The organism is Myceligenerans pegani, assembly GCF_014892515.1.
Lineage (GTDB): Bacteria > Actinomycetota > Actinomycetes > Actinomycetales > Cellulomonadaceae > Myceligenerans > Myceligenerans pegani.
In genome coordinates this window covers 116950-130942 of record NZ_JADBGR010000087.1, presented here as the reverse complement: position 1 = coordinate 130942, position 13993 = coordinate 116950, and the positions used below count along the sequence as shown (strand labels likewise).

The following is a 13993-nucleotide window of genomic DNA, read 5'->3' as shown; positions in this document are numbered from 1 at the left end:
CCGTCGTCGGCGGCCTCGTCGACGACGATGAGACCGACATCGGGGTGGCGGTCCAGCGCCGTCATGACACCGGGGGTGTCAGGCACCGCCGCGGCCAGCTCGAAGCCGTCCGACTCGGACAGCACGTGTCCCAGGTGATCCCAGACCTCGTGCGACGCCGTCACGAGCAGGACCTTGGTGACCACGGTCAGCCCACCTTGCCGGGCTGTGCCGGGGTCCCGTCGTAGATCTGCGGACCCTTGGGAGTCTGCTTGTCGCCCACACCGCGCAAGGCGAGACGCATCTTCTCGGAGAACGACTCGACATATGCGAGGGCGAGTGCGTCCTCGGTGCTCAGCGCGAACGTCACCGGGAGGCCCCGGCTGGGGGCGATGTCGTCCGGATCGGCGACCTGCTGCGGTATACCTACCTCGACGACGAGCACGTTCGACACCCACACCCGTGAGTGGTTCCGCGCGCCGTCACCGCCCCTCATCGTCGCGATGACGTCCACCCGGTTACCGGGACGGAGCTTTCCGGCTACTCCGGCCTCGGCGTCGACGACGACAGCAACTTCCCGGAACCCGGGCCGCACGATCGGGCGCTCGACCAGCATGCCTGCCTGGACCACGGAGCCCTTCGCGTAGGCGGCGGCCGCGACCAGCCCTTCCGCGTCCTCCGGGCTCTGCAGAGCCGACGCCGGCGCCCACCGTTCGGGAACCCGGACCTCCTCGAGCATCTCTGGCTCGACCGGTTCCTGGGCATCGACGGCGTGGCTGAGCTGCAGGACCGTGGTCATCGGGCCGACCTGCGAGCCGACCGAACGCACGTAGTACAGGACCACGGCGAAGACAGCAACGGCGAGGACACCGGTCATGGCGACGAGAAACATGCCTCGTCGCTGGCGGGGGTTCAACGGATCATCTCCTGTGGATCATGGGCGGGCACGGTGGAGAGGGTGGGGTCCGCACGGTGCACGAAAGGGAGTGCGCTCTCGGGCAGCCTGATGGCGACGATGTGCAAGATCACTCCCTCCGGTGACTGATGCTGATACCCGGCCGCCATTCCGGCATTCGCTTCAGCGGGTGCCACATCCGTGACGGCCGGACGCACGCCGAGCAGCGGCCCGATCCACGAGAACAGGACGGTCTCGTCGGGCCCGCATCCGAAGGCCGTCAGGCCCATGGCGCGCGCGGCAGTCACTGCCGCACTCTCGCGCCATGCCGACGACGATGCCGTGCACGACGTCGGGCAACCAGGCCCACCGCATCCCACGGACGTTCTGTCCCGGGATGATCTATCCAGGGAGAACGAGTCCCGGTCTCGCGTCACGCGGGGTCGTCGGGCGGCGCGGGCTGCCCCGCAAGGCCGGTGGCGGTCCGCCGCAGGGCCGCCGTGACGGCGCTCGTGCCCGGGCCGGGTCCGGGCCGTGTGGCGGCGACGGCGGCCCGGACCTGCCGGGCGGGATCGGTGACGCGGACCGCGGCGACATCCGGGGGTAGCGAGCCTGCAGGACCTCATCGACGCCCTCTACGCCTGGACCACCGCGACGCTGCCCGCGATCGACCGCGCCCGCGCGCTTCGACGCCGACGCGTCGCCCGAGGGGTCACGCCTACCGCTCCGGACAATGTGACCGCCGTCACTCCACATCCGGCACCCGAGCCGCGTCCTCCAAGTGCAAGCACCTTCCGTCCACCTGGAGGCACTCATGAGCAGAACCCGCCGTTCCCAGCCCATCCGTCTACTCACGATCGGCGCGGCCGCCACCGGCGTCTGCATCGCCAGCGCCGGCCTCGCCTTCGCCGCCCCCGGCTCCGCCTTCGGCCAGGCGGTCGGCGGCGCGATCCACGCCGCCGGCGTCGACTGGTCCCTCATGCCCGAGGGCTACACCGAGGCGCAGTACGAGGCGTACTGGAACTCCGGCTACAGTGCCGAGGACCTGCTCGAACTGCAGGCGATCTGGTCGCTGGACGAGACGGAGGCGAAGTCCCGCGCCGGTCAGATGATCCTCGACGGCGAGCAGCTCCCGTTCGAGCCCGGCGCCCACACCTCGCCGGGGATGTCGCCGGCCGAGCAGGCCGCGATCGACGAGTTCTGGGCGGCCGGCTACACCGTCGAGGACGTCGAGGCCCTGAACGACCTCTGGGACACGGAGCACGTGGAGACCAAGGCACGCGCCGGCCAGATGCTGATCGACGGGGAGACCCTGCCCGTGGAGCCGAGCGGGTCCCGGGCCGCGACGGCCGACTGATCCGATGCGCCCGGCACCGCTGACCGCTCGCCAGGAGGCGACCATCGACACCCTCACGCTACGCACCGGCTTCGAGATCGAACTGCTGGCGCCCGTCGGCTCCGACCGGCAGGAGCTCGCGGACGCCCTTGCAGCCCGCCGCGCGGGGCGGGTGCGCCGGTCGTTCCACACCGACAGCGAGCCGTCCGCGGTGCCGGGCGTCGGGGTGTTCCGGCATCTGTCCCCCGCGTTCGACGTCGTCGACGACGCCGGTTCACCGGTCGCGCGGCTCGTGGACGACATCACGCTCACGTCCGACCTGAACGGCGTCTCGGGCCCGCCGGGCCACCGCGGGTGGTACCGGGTGCTGTGCGACGAGGCGCGCCTGCTGCGCCTGATCGAGAGGCATGCCGACCCCGACGCCCCGCTGCCCGACGTCCTGGGTCCCGTCGCCGAGCTCTTCGGCACCCGGGTCGAGCTCGTGCGCGGCGCGGCGCGGGTGAACGACACCACCGGCGCCACCGTCGCCGTCGCGATGCCGCTGCCCGGGGGCCGCGAACGACCCTGCGAGCTGATCACCCCGCCGATCTCCCGGGATCACGGCCGGGTCCTCGAGGAGTTGCTCGCCCCCGCCCGGGCCCTCGGGTTCACCGTGCCCGTCGAGGCCGCGGTCCATCTGCACCTCGACGGCGCGCCCTTCCGCCGGCCGGCGGCCTTCGCCAACCTGGTCCGGCTCTTCGGGCACTGGCGCGAACCGCTGTGGGAGGCGCTGGGCACGAACGCCGCGTGCCGCCGCCTGGGGGCCCTGCCCGACGAGCTGTGCCGGCTCGTGGAGCGGGAGTACCGGTCGTGGACGGCGCTGAGGGACGCCGCGCGCGGCTTCGGCCTGACGAAGTACGCCGACGTGAACCTCACCCAGCTCGTCTCCGAGCGACCGGCCCGGGACACGGTCGAGGTGCGGATCCTGCCCGGCGCGCTCGACGGCGCGAGCATCGTCCGGCGTGCCGCGCTCGTCGAGCGCCTGCTACGGCGCTGCCTCGACGACGAACCGCTGCCCCGTCCCGACGGCCGCGCCCCGGCCGATCCCGCGGGGGCGCTGCTCGCCCTGGCGACGACGGGCGCCGGCCGATGACGGTCTGGCTCTCGACGGCGGGGCCGCACGGCGCTCCCACGCACCAGGGGGCGAGAACACCCGCGCCCGGCGTCGAGGCCGCCGGCTCGGCTCCCGCGCTGCACGACGTCGTGCGCGAGCACCTGCCCGGACTGATCCGGTACGCGAACGCGCTCGTCGGCGATCAGCACACCGCCGCCGACCTGGTCCAGGAGGTCCTGCTGCGTGCCCATCAGCGGTGGCACCGGATCGCCCGCACGGATCGTCCGGACCTGTACCTGCGGCGGATGGTCACCAACGAGCACCTGTCGTGGCGCCGTCGCTGGCACGTGCGCACGATCCGGCCCGCTCCCGACGACGAACTGGTGAAGCGCGGCGGCACGTCGCGGGACCACGCGGAGCACCACGCGGAGCAGGACGCCATGTGGCACCGGCTGGAGCGCCTCCCGGCGCGCCAGCGTACGGTGCTCGTCCTGCGCTACTACGAAGGGCTGAAGGACGCCGAGATCGCGGCGGTGCTCGGCACCTCGGCCGCCACGGTTCGTTCCCATGCGTCGCGCGCCCTGGGCAGGCTCCGGCGCACCGACCCCACCACCGAGGAGACGCGATGAACGAGCACCGTCCCGCTCGAGCCCCGGTACCCGGATCAGACGGTGGCCCCGGGCACGACGATCTCGCCGAGCGCATCGCCGCGGCCCTGCGGTCGCGCGATCCTGCCGAGGAGGACGTGGCGGCCGCCACCGAGCGGATCACCGCGCACCTGATCGCGGCGGCCGGGGCGAGGGACGGGTCAGGGCCGTCCCTCGTCCGGCGCGCGAGCACCGCAACGATCGCCGGCGTCGTCGCGTCGGCCGCGGGCGTGCTGGGTGCAGGCGCCGCCGCGGCGGCCAACCCGTACACCGGCTTCGCGAAGGCGGTCGAGGAGGCGGCGCACGCGGTCGGCGTCGACTGGTCCGCGATGCCTCCGGGCTACACCCGCGAGCAGTACGAGGCGTTCTGGGACGCCGGGTACACCGGGGACGACGTCGCCGCGCTCGCCGACCTCTGGCGCACCGACGCGACGTCCGCCAAGGCGCGTGCCGGCCAGATGATCGTCGACGGCGAGACCGTTCCGGTGGCGCCGAACTCGTCCGGCGAGCCCGAGGTGAGAGCAGCCGTCGCGTTCTCCGATGCGGGGTACACGTTCGAGGACGCGAAGCGGCTCGCGGAGCTGTGGCAGGTCGACGTCGGCGACGCGAAGGTGCGCGCCGGCCGGATGATCATGGACGGCCAGACCGTCCCGGTGCCCTGACCTGCGCGGCACCGGCGGTCACGGGGCCTCGTCACCCGACACGGGCGCCCGCGTGAGGTCGAGGGCGGTCCGGCGCAGGGCCGCCGTGACGGCCCCCGTACCGGCCCTCTTGCCGGGGCTCGGCACCGCGCGGGTGGCGGCGACGGCGGTCCTCCCCTGCCAGGCCGTGTCGACGACGCCCACCGCCACGACGTCCGGCGGCAGGCCGGGCACGGCGAGCTCGGGGATCGTCGTGATCCCGAGCCTGGCCGCGACGAGGCCGAGCCGCGCGTGCCAGTCCCGGGCACGGTGGGCGATCCGCGGCTCGGGCAGGGTGGGCCAGGCGCCGAACTGGGGATCGCCACGCAGCCCCTCGCCCGCGACCCAGTCCTCGGTCGCCAGCTCCTCGACCCGCACGGACGCACGGCCGGCGAACGGATGGCCCCGCGGCACGGCCAGGACGCCGGAGCCGGTGACCAGGTGGGTGGTGGTCAGGTCGCCCAGGTCGTAGGCGGGTAGGTCCGGCCCGACGGCGAGGACGGCGACGTCGATCCTCCCGGCGCGCAGCTGGCGCAGCAGCGCCGGCGTCGACGCCTCCCGCAGCTCGACCCGCAGGCCCGGATGCTCGCCGCGCAGACCCGCGACCGCTCGCGGGACCAGCGCCCACATCGCCGTCGGGAAGGCGCCGAGCGTGACCCGTCCCGCGAGCCGGTCCGCCAGCCGCGCCAGGTCGCGGTCGACGGCGTCGATCTCCGCGAGCACGGTCCCCGCGCGTCGCGCGACGGCCTCGCCCGCGGGCGTCGGGACGACCCCGCGAGCGCCGCGCACGAACAGTGCCGCCCTGGTCGCCGATTCCGCGGCGGCGACCTGCCGGGAGACGGCCGACTGCGTGTACCCGAGCAGTTCGGCGGCCGCGGTGAAGGACCCGGTGCCGGCGACGGCGTGCACGACGCGGAGTGCGGTGACGGTGAGCTCTGCCATGGTCCCCATCCTGAGCCATGCGATGCGCGCATGTCTTCTGTGCTGAGGAGTCGCTGGTGGAATGCCTCGCGGGCCCGCACGATGGAGGGGCAAGGACACCACGCAACCGTGAGGAATCCACGATGACCACCACCCAGCCCAAGGCCTGGTTCATCACCGGCGCGTCCCGGGGCTTCGGCCGCCTCTGGGCCGAGGCCGCGCTCGACCGCGGCGACCGCGTCGCCGCCACCGCGCGCGACGTGGCCGCGCTGGCCCCGCTCGCCGACCGGTTCGGCGAGGCGGTCCTGCCGCTCCGTCTCGACGTCACCGACCGCGCGGCGGTGTCCGAGGCGGTGAGCCGCGCCGTCGAGCGGTTCGGGCGTCTCGACGTCGTGGTGAACAATGCCGGGTACGGCCAGTTCGGCATGGTGGAGGAGCTCACCGAGGCCGAGGTGCGCGCCGAGCTGGAGACGAACTTCTTCGGGACGCTGTGGGTCACCCAGGCGGTGCTGCCCGTGCTGCGGGCCCAGGGGTCCGGGCACGTCGTGCAGGTCACGAGCGAGGGCGGCGTGCGCGCCTACCCGGGGATCGGCGCCTATCACGCGTCCAAGTGGGCCGTCGAGGGGTTGTCCGAGTCGCTCGCGCAGGAGGTGGCGTCGTTCGGGATCCACGTGACGATGCTGGAGCCCGGCCCCTACGCCACGGAGTTCGCCGGCAGCAGGAGCCTGCGCGTGAGCGACCCGCTGCCCGCCTACGACGACGTCCGCGCCGCCACGGCCCACGAGTGGGTCCTCGGGGAGCCGGAGGCCACCAAGGAGGCGATCCTCGCGGTGGCCGACGCCGAGAACCCGCCCCTGCGGATCGTCGTCGGGCACACCCTCGGGGAGATCGAGGAGATCTACGCCGGCCGGCTGTCCACCTGGCGCGAGTGGGCGGCGGTCGGACTGGCGGCGTTCGGCCGCCGGGAGGTCGCCGCCGACGGGCGACGGTGACCGGGCCACGGCGACCGGCCGACGGTGAGAGGATTCTCATCCGTATCGGCGGGTCCCCGCGGCTTCCTGCTGCAAGTATGACGGGATGGACGCGTCCCTCGATCTCCTGACCGGCGACGCCGCCGCGGAGCTGCTGGGCGCCGCGGTGGCGGCGTCCGGCGGCGAGCTCGTGGACTGGCGGGTGCGTCAGGTGGACCATCGTCCGGGCGCGGCGACGACGGTGGCGTACCGGGCGACCGTCCGCCGGAACGGGGCGACGCGCTCGGAGACGCTCGGCGCGAGCGTGGGCCGCACCCGTGACGGCGGCGGGCCCGGCGTGGTCACGCTGTCCGACGGCGACACGACCGTCGCCGTCTGGCGGTTCCCGGATGATCCCGGGCTGCCGGCGCTGCCGCGCGCGTTCGATCGGGAGGGGGTCGAGGAGCTGCTGGCGGACCTCGGCGTGGATCCGGACGGACGGGCAGCTCCTGAGCTCGCGGTCCGGGCCTACCGGCCGACGCGCCGCGCGGTGATCGAGGCCAGGTCGGCGTCGGCGCGGATGTTCCTCAAGGTGCTGCGTCCACGCAGGGTCGAGGGCCTGCACCGGCGGCACGCGTTGCTGTCGGACGCCGGGCTGCCCGTCCCCCGTCCCCTCGGCTGGTCCGACGACGGCCTGCTGGTGCTGTCCCCGCTGCACGGGACCGAGATGCGCGCCGCGGTCCGGGACGGGAAGGCCGTCCCGTCGCCGCAGGATCTGCTGGACCTGCTCGATCGCCTGCCCGCCGACGTGTGCGACCTGCCTCGTCGTCCGGCGTGGAGCGAGTCGGCCAGGCACTACGCCGCCATGATCGGCGCGGCACTGCCCGCCGAGGCCGGCCGCGCCGCCGATCTCGCCGGGGCGATCCGCGAGCGCCTGGCCGAGCGCGGCACGGGGACGGACCCGACGCACGGCGACCTGTACGAGGCACAGATCATGCTCACGGGCGACCGCGTCACCGGGCTGCTCGACGTCGACTCGGCCGGCCCGGGCCATCGTGCGGACGATCTCGCGTGCCTGGTCGCGCACCTCGACGTGCTCTCCCTCGGGGGTGGTACCGATCCGGGGCGGGCGGCCCGGGGGGCGCGGATGCGCCGGCTGGCGGCGGACTACGCGGCGGGATTCGTGGCCGCGCCCGGAGGCCGGGGCGTGGACGCGCGAGACCTGTCCACGCGCGTCGCAGGTGTCCTGCTGTCGCTGGCCACGGGCCCGCACCGGGTCCAGGAGCGCGAGTGGCAGGCCGCCACGTCGCGTCGTCTGGACGCCGTCGCCGGGTGGCTCGACGGGACCCGGTGCCCGCTGCCCGGCGCAGGCGCGGCGTGAGCTTTCGCCGGCCCTCGGTGCGGGCCAAGGTGGTGTCGGTGGTCGTGGCGGTGACCGCGCTGGGCCTGCTCGGCGCGGGCCTGCTCACCCACGCCATCCAGACCCAGCGGATCGTCGACGACATCTCCGAGGACTTCGACCAGGAGTACGCGGAGCTCCGGCAGTTGGCGGACACGGGCGTGGACCCGGCCACCGGCGCGGAGTTCCGCGGCGCCGGGCGGCTGATGAGCGTGGCGATGGAGCGCAACGTGCCGGGCACGAACGAGGCGTTCGTCAGCTACCTGGACGGCGCGTACCAGCAGTCGAACCCGCCCGCGCTGGGCGGGATGGTGGCCGAGCACCCGGTGGTCCGGGAGGTCGTGGCTGGCCTGACGCCGGCGTCGGACCGGACGTTCCAGCGCGAGATCGACACGGAGGTGGGGCGCGTGTGGTTCGTCGTCGTCCCCGTGACGGTCGCGGACCGCGGTGAGGTGGGCGCCTACGTCATGGCGGCGGCCCTCGACCGGGCGCTCGCGCCCGAGACGGACGTCATGCGCACCTACACCGTCGTCTGTTCCGTGGCACTGGTCCTGCTGGGGCTGTTCGCGTGGTTCGTGGTGAGCCGCCTGCTCGGGCCCCTGCGGCAGCTCGGCGCCACGGCCGCCCGGGTGACCGAGACCGACCTCTCCGAGCGGGCGGCCGTCGCCACCGACGACGACCTCGGCGATCTCGCCGGCGCCTTCAACACCATGCTCGACCGGCTGTCGACCGCCATCGAGACGCAGCGGCAGTTCCTGGACGACGCCGGGCACGAGCTCCGGACGCCGCTGACGGTGCTGCGCGGGCACCTGGAGGTGCTCGACCCGGACGATCCGGCGGACGTGCGGGAGACCCGGGAGCTGCTGCTCGACGAGACGTCCCGGATGGGGCAGATCGTCGAGGAGCTCGTGCTGCTCGCGAAGTCCGAGCGGTCCGACTTCATCACCCCGGCGCCCGTGGACCTGGGCCGGTTCACGGACGACGTGCACGACAAGGCGCTGGCCCTGGGCCCGCGCCGCTGGGTGGTCGACGCCCGCGCCGACGCCGACGTCGTCGCCGACGCGCACCGGCTGACCCAGGCCGCACTGCAGCTCGCGGACAACGCGGTGAAGTTCACGGGGGCCGAGGACGAGGTGGGGATCGGCACGGAGGTGTTCGACGGCCCGTCCGGGCGCCGGGCGCGGCTCTGGGTCCGGGACACCGGGCCGGGCGTGCCGCCGGAGGAGGCGGACCGCATCTTCGACCGGTTCGCGCGGGGCAGCACGACGGGCGGGATCCCGGGGTCCGGCCTGGGGCTCGCGATCGTGCGCGCGATCGCGCAGGGGCACGGCGGGGACGTGACGGTGGAGCGGGCCGACGGCGGAGGGGCGCGTTTCGTGATGACGTGGCCGGCGGACGGCGGCGGTCCGCAGGGGCCCAGGGACACGGTGAGCGAGGAGGCGGGATGAACCAGATCCTGATCGCGGAGGACGAGGAGCGCATCGCGCAGTTCGTGCGCAAGGGACTCACGGCGCACGGGTTCCAGCCCACGGTCGTGCCCGACGGCGCCTCGGCGCTCGCGCACGCCATGTCGGGCGGCTACGACCTCATGGTGCTGGACATCGGCCTGCCCGTGCTCGACGGGTTCACGGTGCTGCAGCGGCTGCGCGACGTCGGCTCGACGTTGCCGGTCGTCATCCTCACCGCGCGGGACTCGCTCTCGGACCGGGTCGCAGGGCTGGAGGGCGGCGCCGACGACTACATGTCCAAGCCGTTCGGGTTCGACGAGCTGCTCGCCCGGATCCGCCTCCGGCTGCGTCGCGCGACGGCGGAGACCGCGCCGCCGGACCGGCTGGAGCACGGCGGGGTCGGGCTCGACCTGCGGGCCCGCACCGTGAGCGTGGACGGGCGCGAGACGGAGTTGTCGGCGCGGGAGTTCGCGCTCGCCGAGGTGTTCCTGAGCCATCCGGGCCAGGTGCTGTCCCGTGAGCAGCTCCTGTCGCGGGTGTGGGGCTACGACTTCGACCCCGGGTCCAACGTGGTGGACGTGTACGTGCGGTACCTGCGCAAGAAGCTGGGCGCGGACCGGATCGAGACGATCCGCGGCGCGGGCTACCGGTTCCGGGGCTGAGGGCTCCCGGGGAGGCACCGGAGAATCATGGGAATCGTCTCATCCTGGTCTCCTCGGCACCTCATCCGGGCAGCACAGACTCGTGGGCACGAGGTACCCGACGGGGGTGCCACGACACCGGGAGGTCACCCTCATGAATCCTTCGACCGGGAAGAAGCGCTGGGCCGTCATCGGGACGGCCGCCGTGATGACAATCGCCGGCACGGGCACCGCCGTCGCGCTGAACGACCCCGTCCCCCGTGCCGAGTCGGCCGCCGCCGTCGCCCTGTCCGGCGGGACGCCGGCCGACGGCGGTGCCGCCGCACCCGCGGACGACTCGCCCGAGTCGGCGGACTCCCCCGACGAGTCCGCGCGGGACACGGCGGGCTCCGCCCGCTCGGCGGACTCGCCGGGTGACGCCAACTACGATCCGTCGCCGGAGTCGGCGGACTCCCCCAACGAGTCGGCCCGCGACACGGCGGGCTCCGCCCGGTCGGCGGACTCGCCCAACGACGCGAACTACGACGACTCCGCCGGCGACCGCGACGACGACGGGGACGACCACTCGGCGAACGACTCGGCCGACGACTCGGCCGACGACTGACGAGGCCCGGCTCCCCGCGCCCCCGCCACCGGACAGCCGGTGGCGGGGGCGCGCGCGACCGGTCGCCGCACGGCCGCGGTGAGCGCTACTCCGTCGGCCACACCACCCGGGCCGATCCGCCGCCGAGGCGGGTCGGCTCCGCCACGGCGGTGAGCCGGCCGCGCGGGCCGATCTCGATGGCGGTGGCCGCGCCGACGTTCGTGGTCGGCCACAGGTTGTGGCCGTACGCGTTCAGGTCGGCGCCGTAGCTGTCGATAAACCCCTGCTCGGACACCGTCCAGGTCCCGTTTCGCGGCGTCGCGCGCGGCGCGGCGATCGCCTCCTGGATCGTCATGCCCCGGTCGATCCGGTTGATCAGCATCTGCAGGACCGTGGTGATGATGGTCGATCCGCCGGGCGACCCGAGCGCGAGCACCGGCTCCCCGTCGGCCAGGACGATCGTCGGCGACATGGACGAGCGCGGGCGCTTGCCCGGCTCGATCCGGTTCGGGTCTTCGGCGTCGTAGGTGATGCTGAAGTCCGTGAGCTCGTTGTTGAGCAGGAACCCGCGCCCGGGCACCACGATCCCCGAGCCGCCGATCTGCTCGATGGTGAGTGTGTACTCGACCACGTTGCCCCAGCGGTCGGCCACCGTCAGGTTGGTGGTCGACGTGCTCTCGGTGTCCTCGGGCTCGGGAGCCGGCGCGGCGGGTTCGCCGCACTCGCCGTCGTACGACCGGGCGTCACCGGCCGCCACCGGCTTCGGCGCCGCGGCCTGCGGGTCGATCAGGCAGGCCCGCTCCCGTGCGAAGGCGTCGTCGAGCAGCCCGGCCACGGGGACGTCGACGAAGTCGCCGTCGCCCGAGTAGGCCGCGCGGTCCGCGTACGCCAGCGCGCTCGCCTCGATGTAGTGGTGCAGCGCGGCCGGGTCGTCCATGGCGGCCAGGTCGAACTGCTCCAGGATGTTCAGCGCCTCGCCCACCGTGGTCCCGCCCGACGACGGCGGCGCCATCCCGTAGACGTCGTACCCGCGGTACGAGCTCACCGTCGGCTCCCGGTCCACGGCCTCGTACGACGCGAGGTCCTCGGCGGTCATCGACCCGGCCGGCGTCGGCAGCTCGGTACCCTCCGCGACGGGCGGCGTCCGCACGGCGTCGGCGATCTCCTGCGCGAGCGGCCCCTCGTAGAACGCGTCCATCCCGCCCCGGGCGAGCATCCGGTACGTCGCGGCGAGGTCCGGGTTGCGGAACACCGACCCGACCGCGGGCGCCTCGCCGCCCGGCAGGAACAGCTCGCTCGAGGAGGTGAACGCCTCGAAGCGCTGGCGGTTGGCCTCCGTCTGGTTGTGGAAGAGCTGGTCGACGACGAAGCCCCGCTCCGCCACGACCGTCGCCGGATGCAGCGCCTGGGCGAGCGTCGTCGTCCCCCACCGCTCCAGCGCCCGCTCCCACGTCGCGGGGGTTCCCGGGACACCGACGCTGACGCCGCCGGTCACCAGGTCCGGGTAGAACGGGTACGGGCTGCCGGTCTCCGGATCGACGAACGCGTCGCGCTCCATCGCCGCCGGGGCCGTCTCGCGCCCGTCGATGGTCTCGACCTCGCCCGTCGCGGCGTCGTAGTGCACGAAGAACCCGCCGCCGCCGATCCCCGCGCTGTACGGGTCGGTCACGCCGATGGCCGCCGCCATCGCGACGGCGGCGTCCGTCGCGTTGCCGCCTCGCCGCAGGACCCTCAGGCCGATCTCGGAGACGACCGGGTCGAGCGAGCTGACCGCCCCGCCGTACCCGACCGACGTCGCCACGCGTGGCGGCTCCTGCGGCGAGCCGGTGCCCGAGGCACCGGCCGGGCTCGCGGCCACGGTGCTCGCGAGCACCACGGCCAGGGCGCCGGCAACCGCCGACGAACGAACGAATCTCCTGCTCATAGGGGCAGGTCCTCCTCAGATGTACGTCGCTACCCGCTACCGGGCTGCCACGACCTTAGACGCAGCATCCCGCCGGGAGGTTGCCTGAACGCGCAGGTCAGAAGCACAGGAAACGACGAGGGTGAAATCAGGGCAAAGTTCTGGTCGAGCCCGAGTCCCTGTGCGATCATCCGACACCGGGGACGGCCGCCCGGGGCTCCGTCCGTTCGATCGGGGAGTCAGAATGTTGCAAGGCCTTGGCATGTCCGGCGCGGCCGAGTCGGTCTACCTGCAGATGTTGAGGGAGCGCGACGCCGGCCCCTGCCGGATCGCCGAGGCGCTCGGGATCACCGAGACGGAGGTCCGCGACGCGCTGGACGAGCTGTCCCGCCTGATGCTCGTCGAGGAGTCGTGGGCAGGTGACGACGGGTACCGTCCGGTCAGCCCCGAGGTCGGGCTGGCCGCCCTGCTGGCGCGGGAGCAGGCGGAGGTCGCACGGCGCAACCAGGAGATCGAGGAGGGTCGGGTGGCCCTCGCACGCCTCGTCTCCGAGCTGCGGAACGTCCGCAAGGGGCCCGACGTCGAGATCCTCGAGACCGCGGAGGAGGCGAGGGACCGCCTCGCGACGCTGACCGAGCAGTGCACGCAGGAGTTGTGCACGTTCGTGCCGACCCGGGCCACGTCGTCGCGCGCGCTGCGGTCGAGCCGCGCGCTGAGCCAGGCGCTGCTGGAGCGTGGCGTGCGGATGCGCACCGTCTACCTGGAGAGCATCCGCAACGACCAGGCGACCTGGCAGCACGCGACGTGGCTGCGCAACAACGGGGCCGAGGTGCGGCTGGCCGCCACGGTCCCCGTCCGGCTGCAGATCATCGACCAGGACCACGCGATGGTCCCCCTGACCGACACCGAGTCCGGCTCCGGCGCCGTCGTGATGACGTCACCCGGCGTCGTCGCCGCACTCGTGGCGCTGTTCACGCAGGCCTGGCGCGCGGCCACCCCGATCGGCGCGGACCGGCGCCGCGACGACGACGGCCTGTCCGTGCAGGAGCTCGAGCTCCTCCGGCTCTGGGCCCAGGGGGCGACGGACGACGCGGCCGGCCGCCGGCTCGGCGTGTCGCTGCGCACGGTGCGCCGGCTGAGCAGTGGCCTCATGGAACGCCTGGACGCGAGCAGCCGCTTCCAGGCCGGGGCGCGGGCGCTGGACCGCGGCTGGCTGGACCCGGCCGACCTCAGCTGAATGGTGCCGGGTCCCAGACCTTGACCTCGCCGAGCGTCCAGTCGGCCAGCTCCAGCGAGTCCGCCGCGGCGAGGATCAGCCGGCTGCCGGTCGCCGCCGCGCGCGCCCGCGGCACCAGGAGATAGACCACCACGCCGAACCCGGCCGGCAGCAGGTCGGCGTAGACGTGTGCCAGTTCGTCCTCCGGAACGGCGGCGGCCCGGACCGCCGCGATGATGCTCGCCGGCGTGGTCCAGGCCGCTGCCTCGGGTGTCTCGACCGTAGCGATGACGATGCGCATC

General features: G+C 73.9%; 17 protein-coding genes. 11 read left to right on the top strand and 6 right to left on the bottom strand.

Going from position 1 to position 13993, the window contains the following annotated elements:
- From IIE03_RS13325 to IIE03_RS13315, 3 genes are all read right to left on the bottom strand, one after another.
- Positions 1 to 185 (bottom strand): hypothetical protein (locus tag IIE03_RS13325; RefSeq protein ID WP_225997711.1); only part of this gene is annotated, 185 nt, incomplete at its 3' end.
- A 2-nt stretch (positions 186 to 187) separates the two neighbouring features.
- Positions 188 to 871, bottom strand: a complete 684-nt coding sequence (gene cpaB / locus IIE03_RS13320; protein WP_192863247.1) for a Flp pilus assembly protein CpaB — start codon at positions 869 to 871, stop codon at positions 188 to 190.
- Between the two features lie 20 nt (positions 872 to 891).
- Positions 892 to 1182: a hypothetical protein gene (locus tag IIE03_RS13315; protein ID WP_192863246.1), complete on the bottom strand. Its 291-nt coding sequence runs from the start codon at positions 1180 to 1182 to the stop codon at positions 892 to 894.
- 17 nt (positions 1183 to 1199) lie between these two features.
- On the opposite strand from IIE03_RS13315, the gene IIE03_RS13310 reads away from it, so the two are divergent.
- The 5 genes from IIE03_RS13310 to IIE03_RS13290 all read left to right on the top strand — a co-directional run bounded on the left by IIE03_RS13310 (position 1200) and on the right by IIE03_RS13290 (position 4612).
- Positions 1200 to 1481, top strand: a complete 282-nt coding sequence (locus IIE03_RS13310; protein WP_192863245.1) for a hypothetical protein — start codon at positions 1200 to 1202, stop codon at positions 1479 to 1481.
- Positions 1482 to 1688: 207 nt separating this feature from the next.
- Positions 1689 to 2231 (top strand): hypothetical protein, encoded by a 543-nt coding sequence (locus IIE03_RS13305; protein ID WP_192863244.1) that lies wholly within the window; start codon positions 1689 to 1691, stop codon positions 2229 to 2231.
- Between the two features lie 4 nt (positions 2232 to 2235).
- Positions 2236 to 3342: an amidoligase family protein gene (locus IIE03_RS13300; RefSeq protein ID WP_192863243.1), complete on the top strand. Its 1107-nt coding sequence runs from the start codon at positions 2236 to 2238 to the stop codon at positions 3340 to 3342.
- Entirely contained in the window at positions 3339 to 3932 is a 594-nt protein-coding gene (locus IIE03_RS13295) for an RNA polymerase sigma factor (protein WP_192863242.1), read from the top strand. The genes IIE03_RS13300 and IIE03_RS13295 overlap by 4 nt, the downstream gene beginning before the upstream one ends.
- The gene (locus IIE03_RS13290) at positions 3929 to 4612 is read left to right on the top strand and encodes a hypothetical protein (RefSeq protein WP_192863241.1); all 684 of its coding nucleotides are present in this window, start codon (positions 3929 to 3931) and stop codon (positions 4610 to 4612) included. Before IIE03_RS13295 ends, IIE03_RS13290 begins: the two co-directional genes overlap by 4 nt.
- An 18-nt stretch (positions 4613 to 4630) precedes the next feature.
- On the opposite strand, the gene IIE03_RS13285 is transcribed toward IIE03_RS13290, so the two are convergent.
- Complete coding sequence (locus IIE03_RS13285) at positions 4631 to 5572, bottom strand: LysR family transcriptional regulator (RefSeq protein ID WP_192863240.1); 942 nt, start codon at positions 5570 to 5572, stop codon at positions 4631 to 4633.
- A gap of 122 nt (positions 5573 to 5694) precedes the next feature.
- On the opposite strand from IIE03_RS13285, the gene IIE03_RS13280 reads away from it, so the two are divergent.
- The 5 genes from IIE03_RS13280 to IIE03_RS13260 all read left to right on the top strand — a co-directional run bounded on the left by IIE03_RS13280 (position 5695) and on the right by IIE03_RS13260 (position 10593).
- Positions 5695 to 6543 carry an SDR family NAD(P)-dependent oxidoreductase gene (locus IIE03_RS13280; protein WP_192863239.1) on the top strand — a complete coding sequence of 283 codons (849 nt, stop codon included), beginning with the start codon at positions 5695 to 5697 and terminating at the stop codon, positions 6541 to 6543.
- A gap of 85 nt (positions 6544 to 6628) precedes the next feature.
- Positions 6629 to 7882: a phosphotransferase gene (locus tag IIE03_RS13275; protein ID WP_192863238.1), complete on the top strand. Its 1254-nt coding sequence runs from the start codon at positions 6629 to 6631 to the stop codon at positions 7880 to 7882.
- Complete coding sequence (locus tag IIE03_RS26750; RefSeq protein ID WP_192863237.1) at positions 7879 to 9348, top strand: sensor histidine kinase; 1470 nt, start codon at positions 7879 to 7881, stop codon at positions 9346 to 9348. The genes IIE03_RS13275 and IIE03_RS26750 overlap by 4 nt, the downstream gene beginning before the upstream one ends.
- Positions 9345 to 10010 (top strand): response regulator transcription factor, encoded by a 666-nt coding sequence (locus tag IIE03_RS13265; RefSeq protein WP_192863236.1) that lies wholly within the window; start codon positions 9345 to 9347, stop codon positions 10008 to 10010. Before IIE03_RS26750 ends, IIE03_RS13265 begins: the two co-directional genes overlap by 4 nt.
- Positions 10011 to 10143: 133 nt before the next feature.
- Entirely contained in the window at positions 10144 to 10593 is a 450-nt protein-coding gene (locus IIE03_RS13260) for a hypothetical protein (RefSeq protein ID WP_192863235.1), read from the top strand.
- Positions 10594 to 10678: 85 nt separating this feature from the next.
- On the opposite strand, the gene ggt is transcribed toward IIE03_RS13260, so the two are convergent.
- Positions 10679 to 12496: a gamma-glutamyltransferase gene (gene ggt / locus IIE03_RS13255; protein ID WP_192863234.1), complete on the bottom strand. Its 1818-nt coding sequence runs from the start codon at positions 12494 to 12496 to the stop codon at positions 10679 to 10681.
- 223 nt (positions 12497 to 12719) lie between these two features.
- Between ggt and IIE03_RS13250 the strand changes: the two genes are divergently transcribed.
- On the top strand, positions 12720 to 13712 hold the full coding sequence (locus tag IIE03_RS13250) for a helix-turn-helix transcriptional regulator (protein WP_192863233.1): 993 nt from the start codon (positions 12720 to 12722) through the stop codon (positions 13710 to 13712).
- On the opposite strand, the gene IIE03_RS13245 is transcribed toward IIE03_RS13250, so the two are convergent.
- On the bottom strand, positions 13705 to 13992 hold the full coding sequence (locus IIE03_RS13245) for a hypothetical protein (protein ID WP_192863232.1): 288 nt from the start codon (positions 13990 to 13992) through the stop codon (positions 13705 to 13707). The two genes, IIE03_RS13250 and IIE03_RS13245, sit on opposite strands and share 8 nt — an antisense overlap.
- Position 13993: the final 1 nt, after the last annotated feature.

Excerpts from the sequence above, each read along its gene's own strand:
- IIE03_RS13300 (WP_192863243.1), top strand. The coding sequence starts at position 2,236 with ATGCGCCCGGCACCGCTGACCGCTCGCCAGGAGGCGACCATCGACACC.
- IIE03_RS13260 (WP_192863235.1), top strand. The coding sequence starts at position 10,144 with ATGAATCCTTCGACCGGGAAGAAGCGCTGGGCCGTCATCGGGACGGCC.
- IIE03_RS13280 (WP_192863239.1), top strand. The coding sequence starts at position 5,695 with ATGACCACCACCCAGCCCAAGGCCTGGTTCATCACCGGCGCGTCCCGG.
- IIE03_RS13310 (WP_192863245.1), top strand. The coding sequence starts at position 1,200 with ATGCCGACGACGATGCCGTGCACGACGTCGGGCAACCAGGCCCACCGC.
- IIE03_RS13275 (WP_192863238.1), top strand. The coding sequence starts at position 6,629 with ATGGACGCGTCCCTCGATCTCCTGACCGGCGACGCCGCCGCGGAGCTG.
- IIE03_RS13245 (WP_192863232.1), bottom strand. The coding sequence starts at position 13,992 with ATGCGCATCGTCATCGCTACGGTCGAGACACCCGAGGCAGCGGCCTGG.
- IIE03_RS13250 (WP_192863233.1), top strand. The coding sequence starts at position 12,720 with ATGTTGCAAGGCCTTGGCATGTCCGGCGCGGCCGAGTCGGTCTACCTG.
- IIE03_RS13305 (WP_192863244.1), top strand. The coding sequence starts at position 1,689 with ATGAGCAGAACCCGCCGTTCCCAGCCCATCCGTCTACTCACGATCGGC.
- cpaB (WP_192863247.1), bottom strand. The coding sequence starts at position 871 with ATGTTTCTCGTCGCCATGACCGGTGTCCTCGCCGTTGCTGTCTTCGCC.
- ggt (WP_192863234.1), bottom strand. The coding sequence starts at position 12,496 with ATGAGCAGGAGATTCGTTCGTTCGTCGGCGGTTGCCGGCGCCCTGGCC.
- IIE03_RS13285 (WP_192863240.1), bottom strand. The coding sequence starts at position 5,572 with ATGGCAGAGCTCACCGTCACCGCACTCCGCGTCGTGCACGCCGTCGCC.
- IIE03_RS13290 (WP_192863241.1), top strand. The coding sequence starts at position 3,929 with ATGAACGAGCACCGTCCCGCTCGAGCCCCGGTACCCGGATCAGACGGT.
- IIE03_RS13295 (WP_192863242.1), top strand. The coding sequence starts at position 3,339 with ATGACGGTCTGGCTCTCGACGGCGGGGCCGCACGGCGCTCCCACGCAC.
- IIE03_RS13265 (WP_192863236.1), top strand. The coding sequence starts at position 9,345 with ATGAACCAGATCCTGATCGCGGAGGACGAGGAGCGCATCGCGCAGTTC.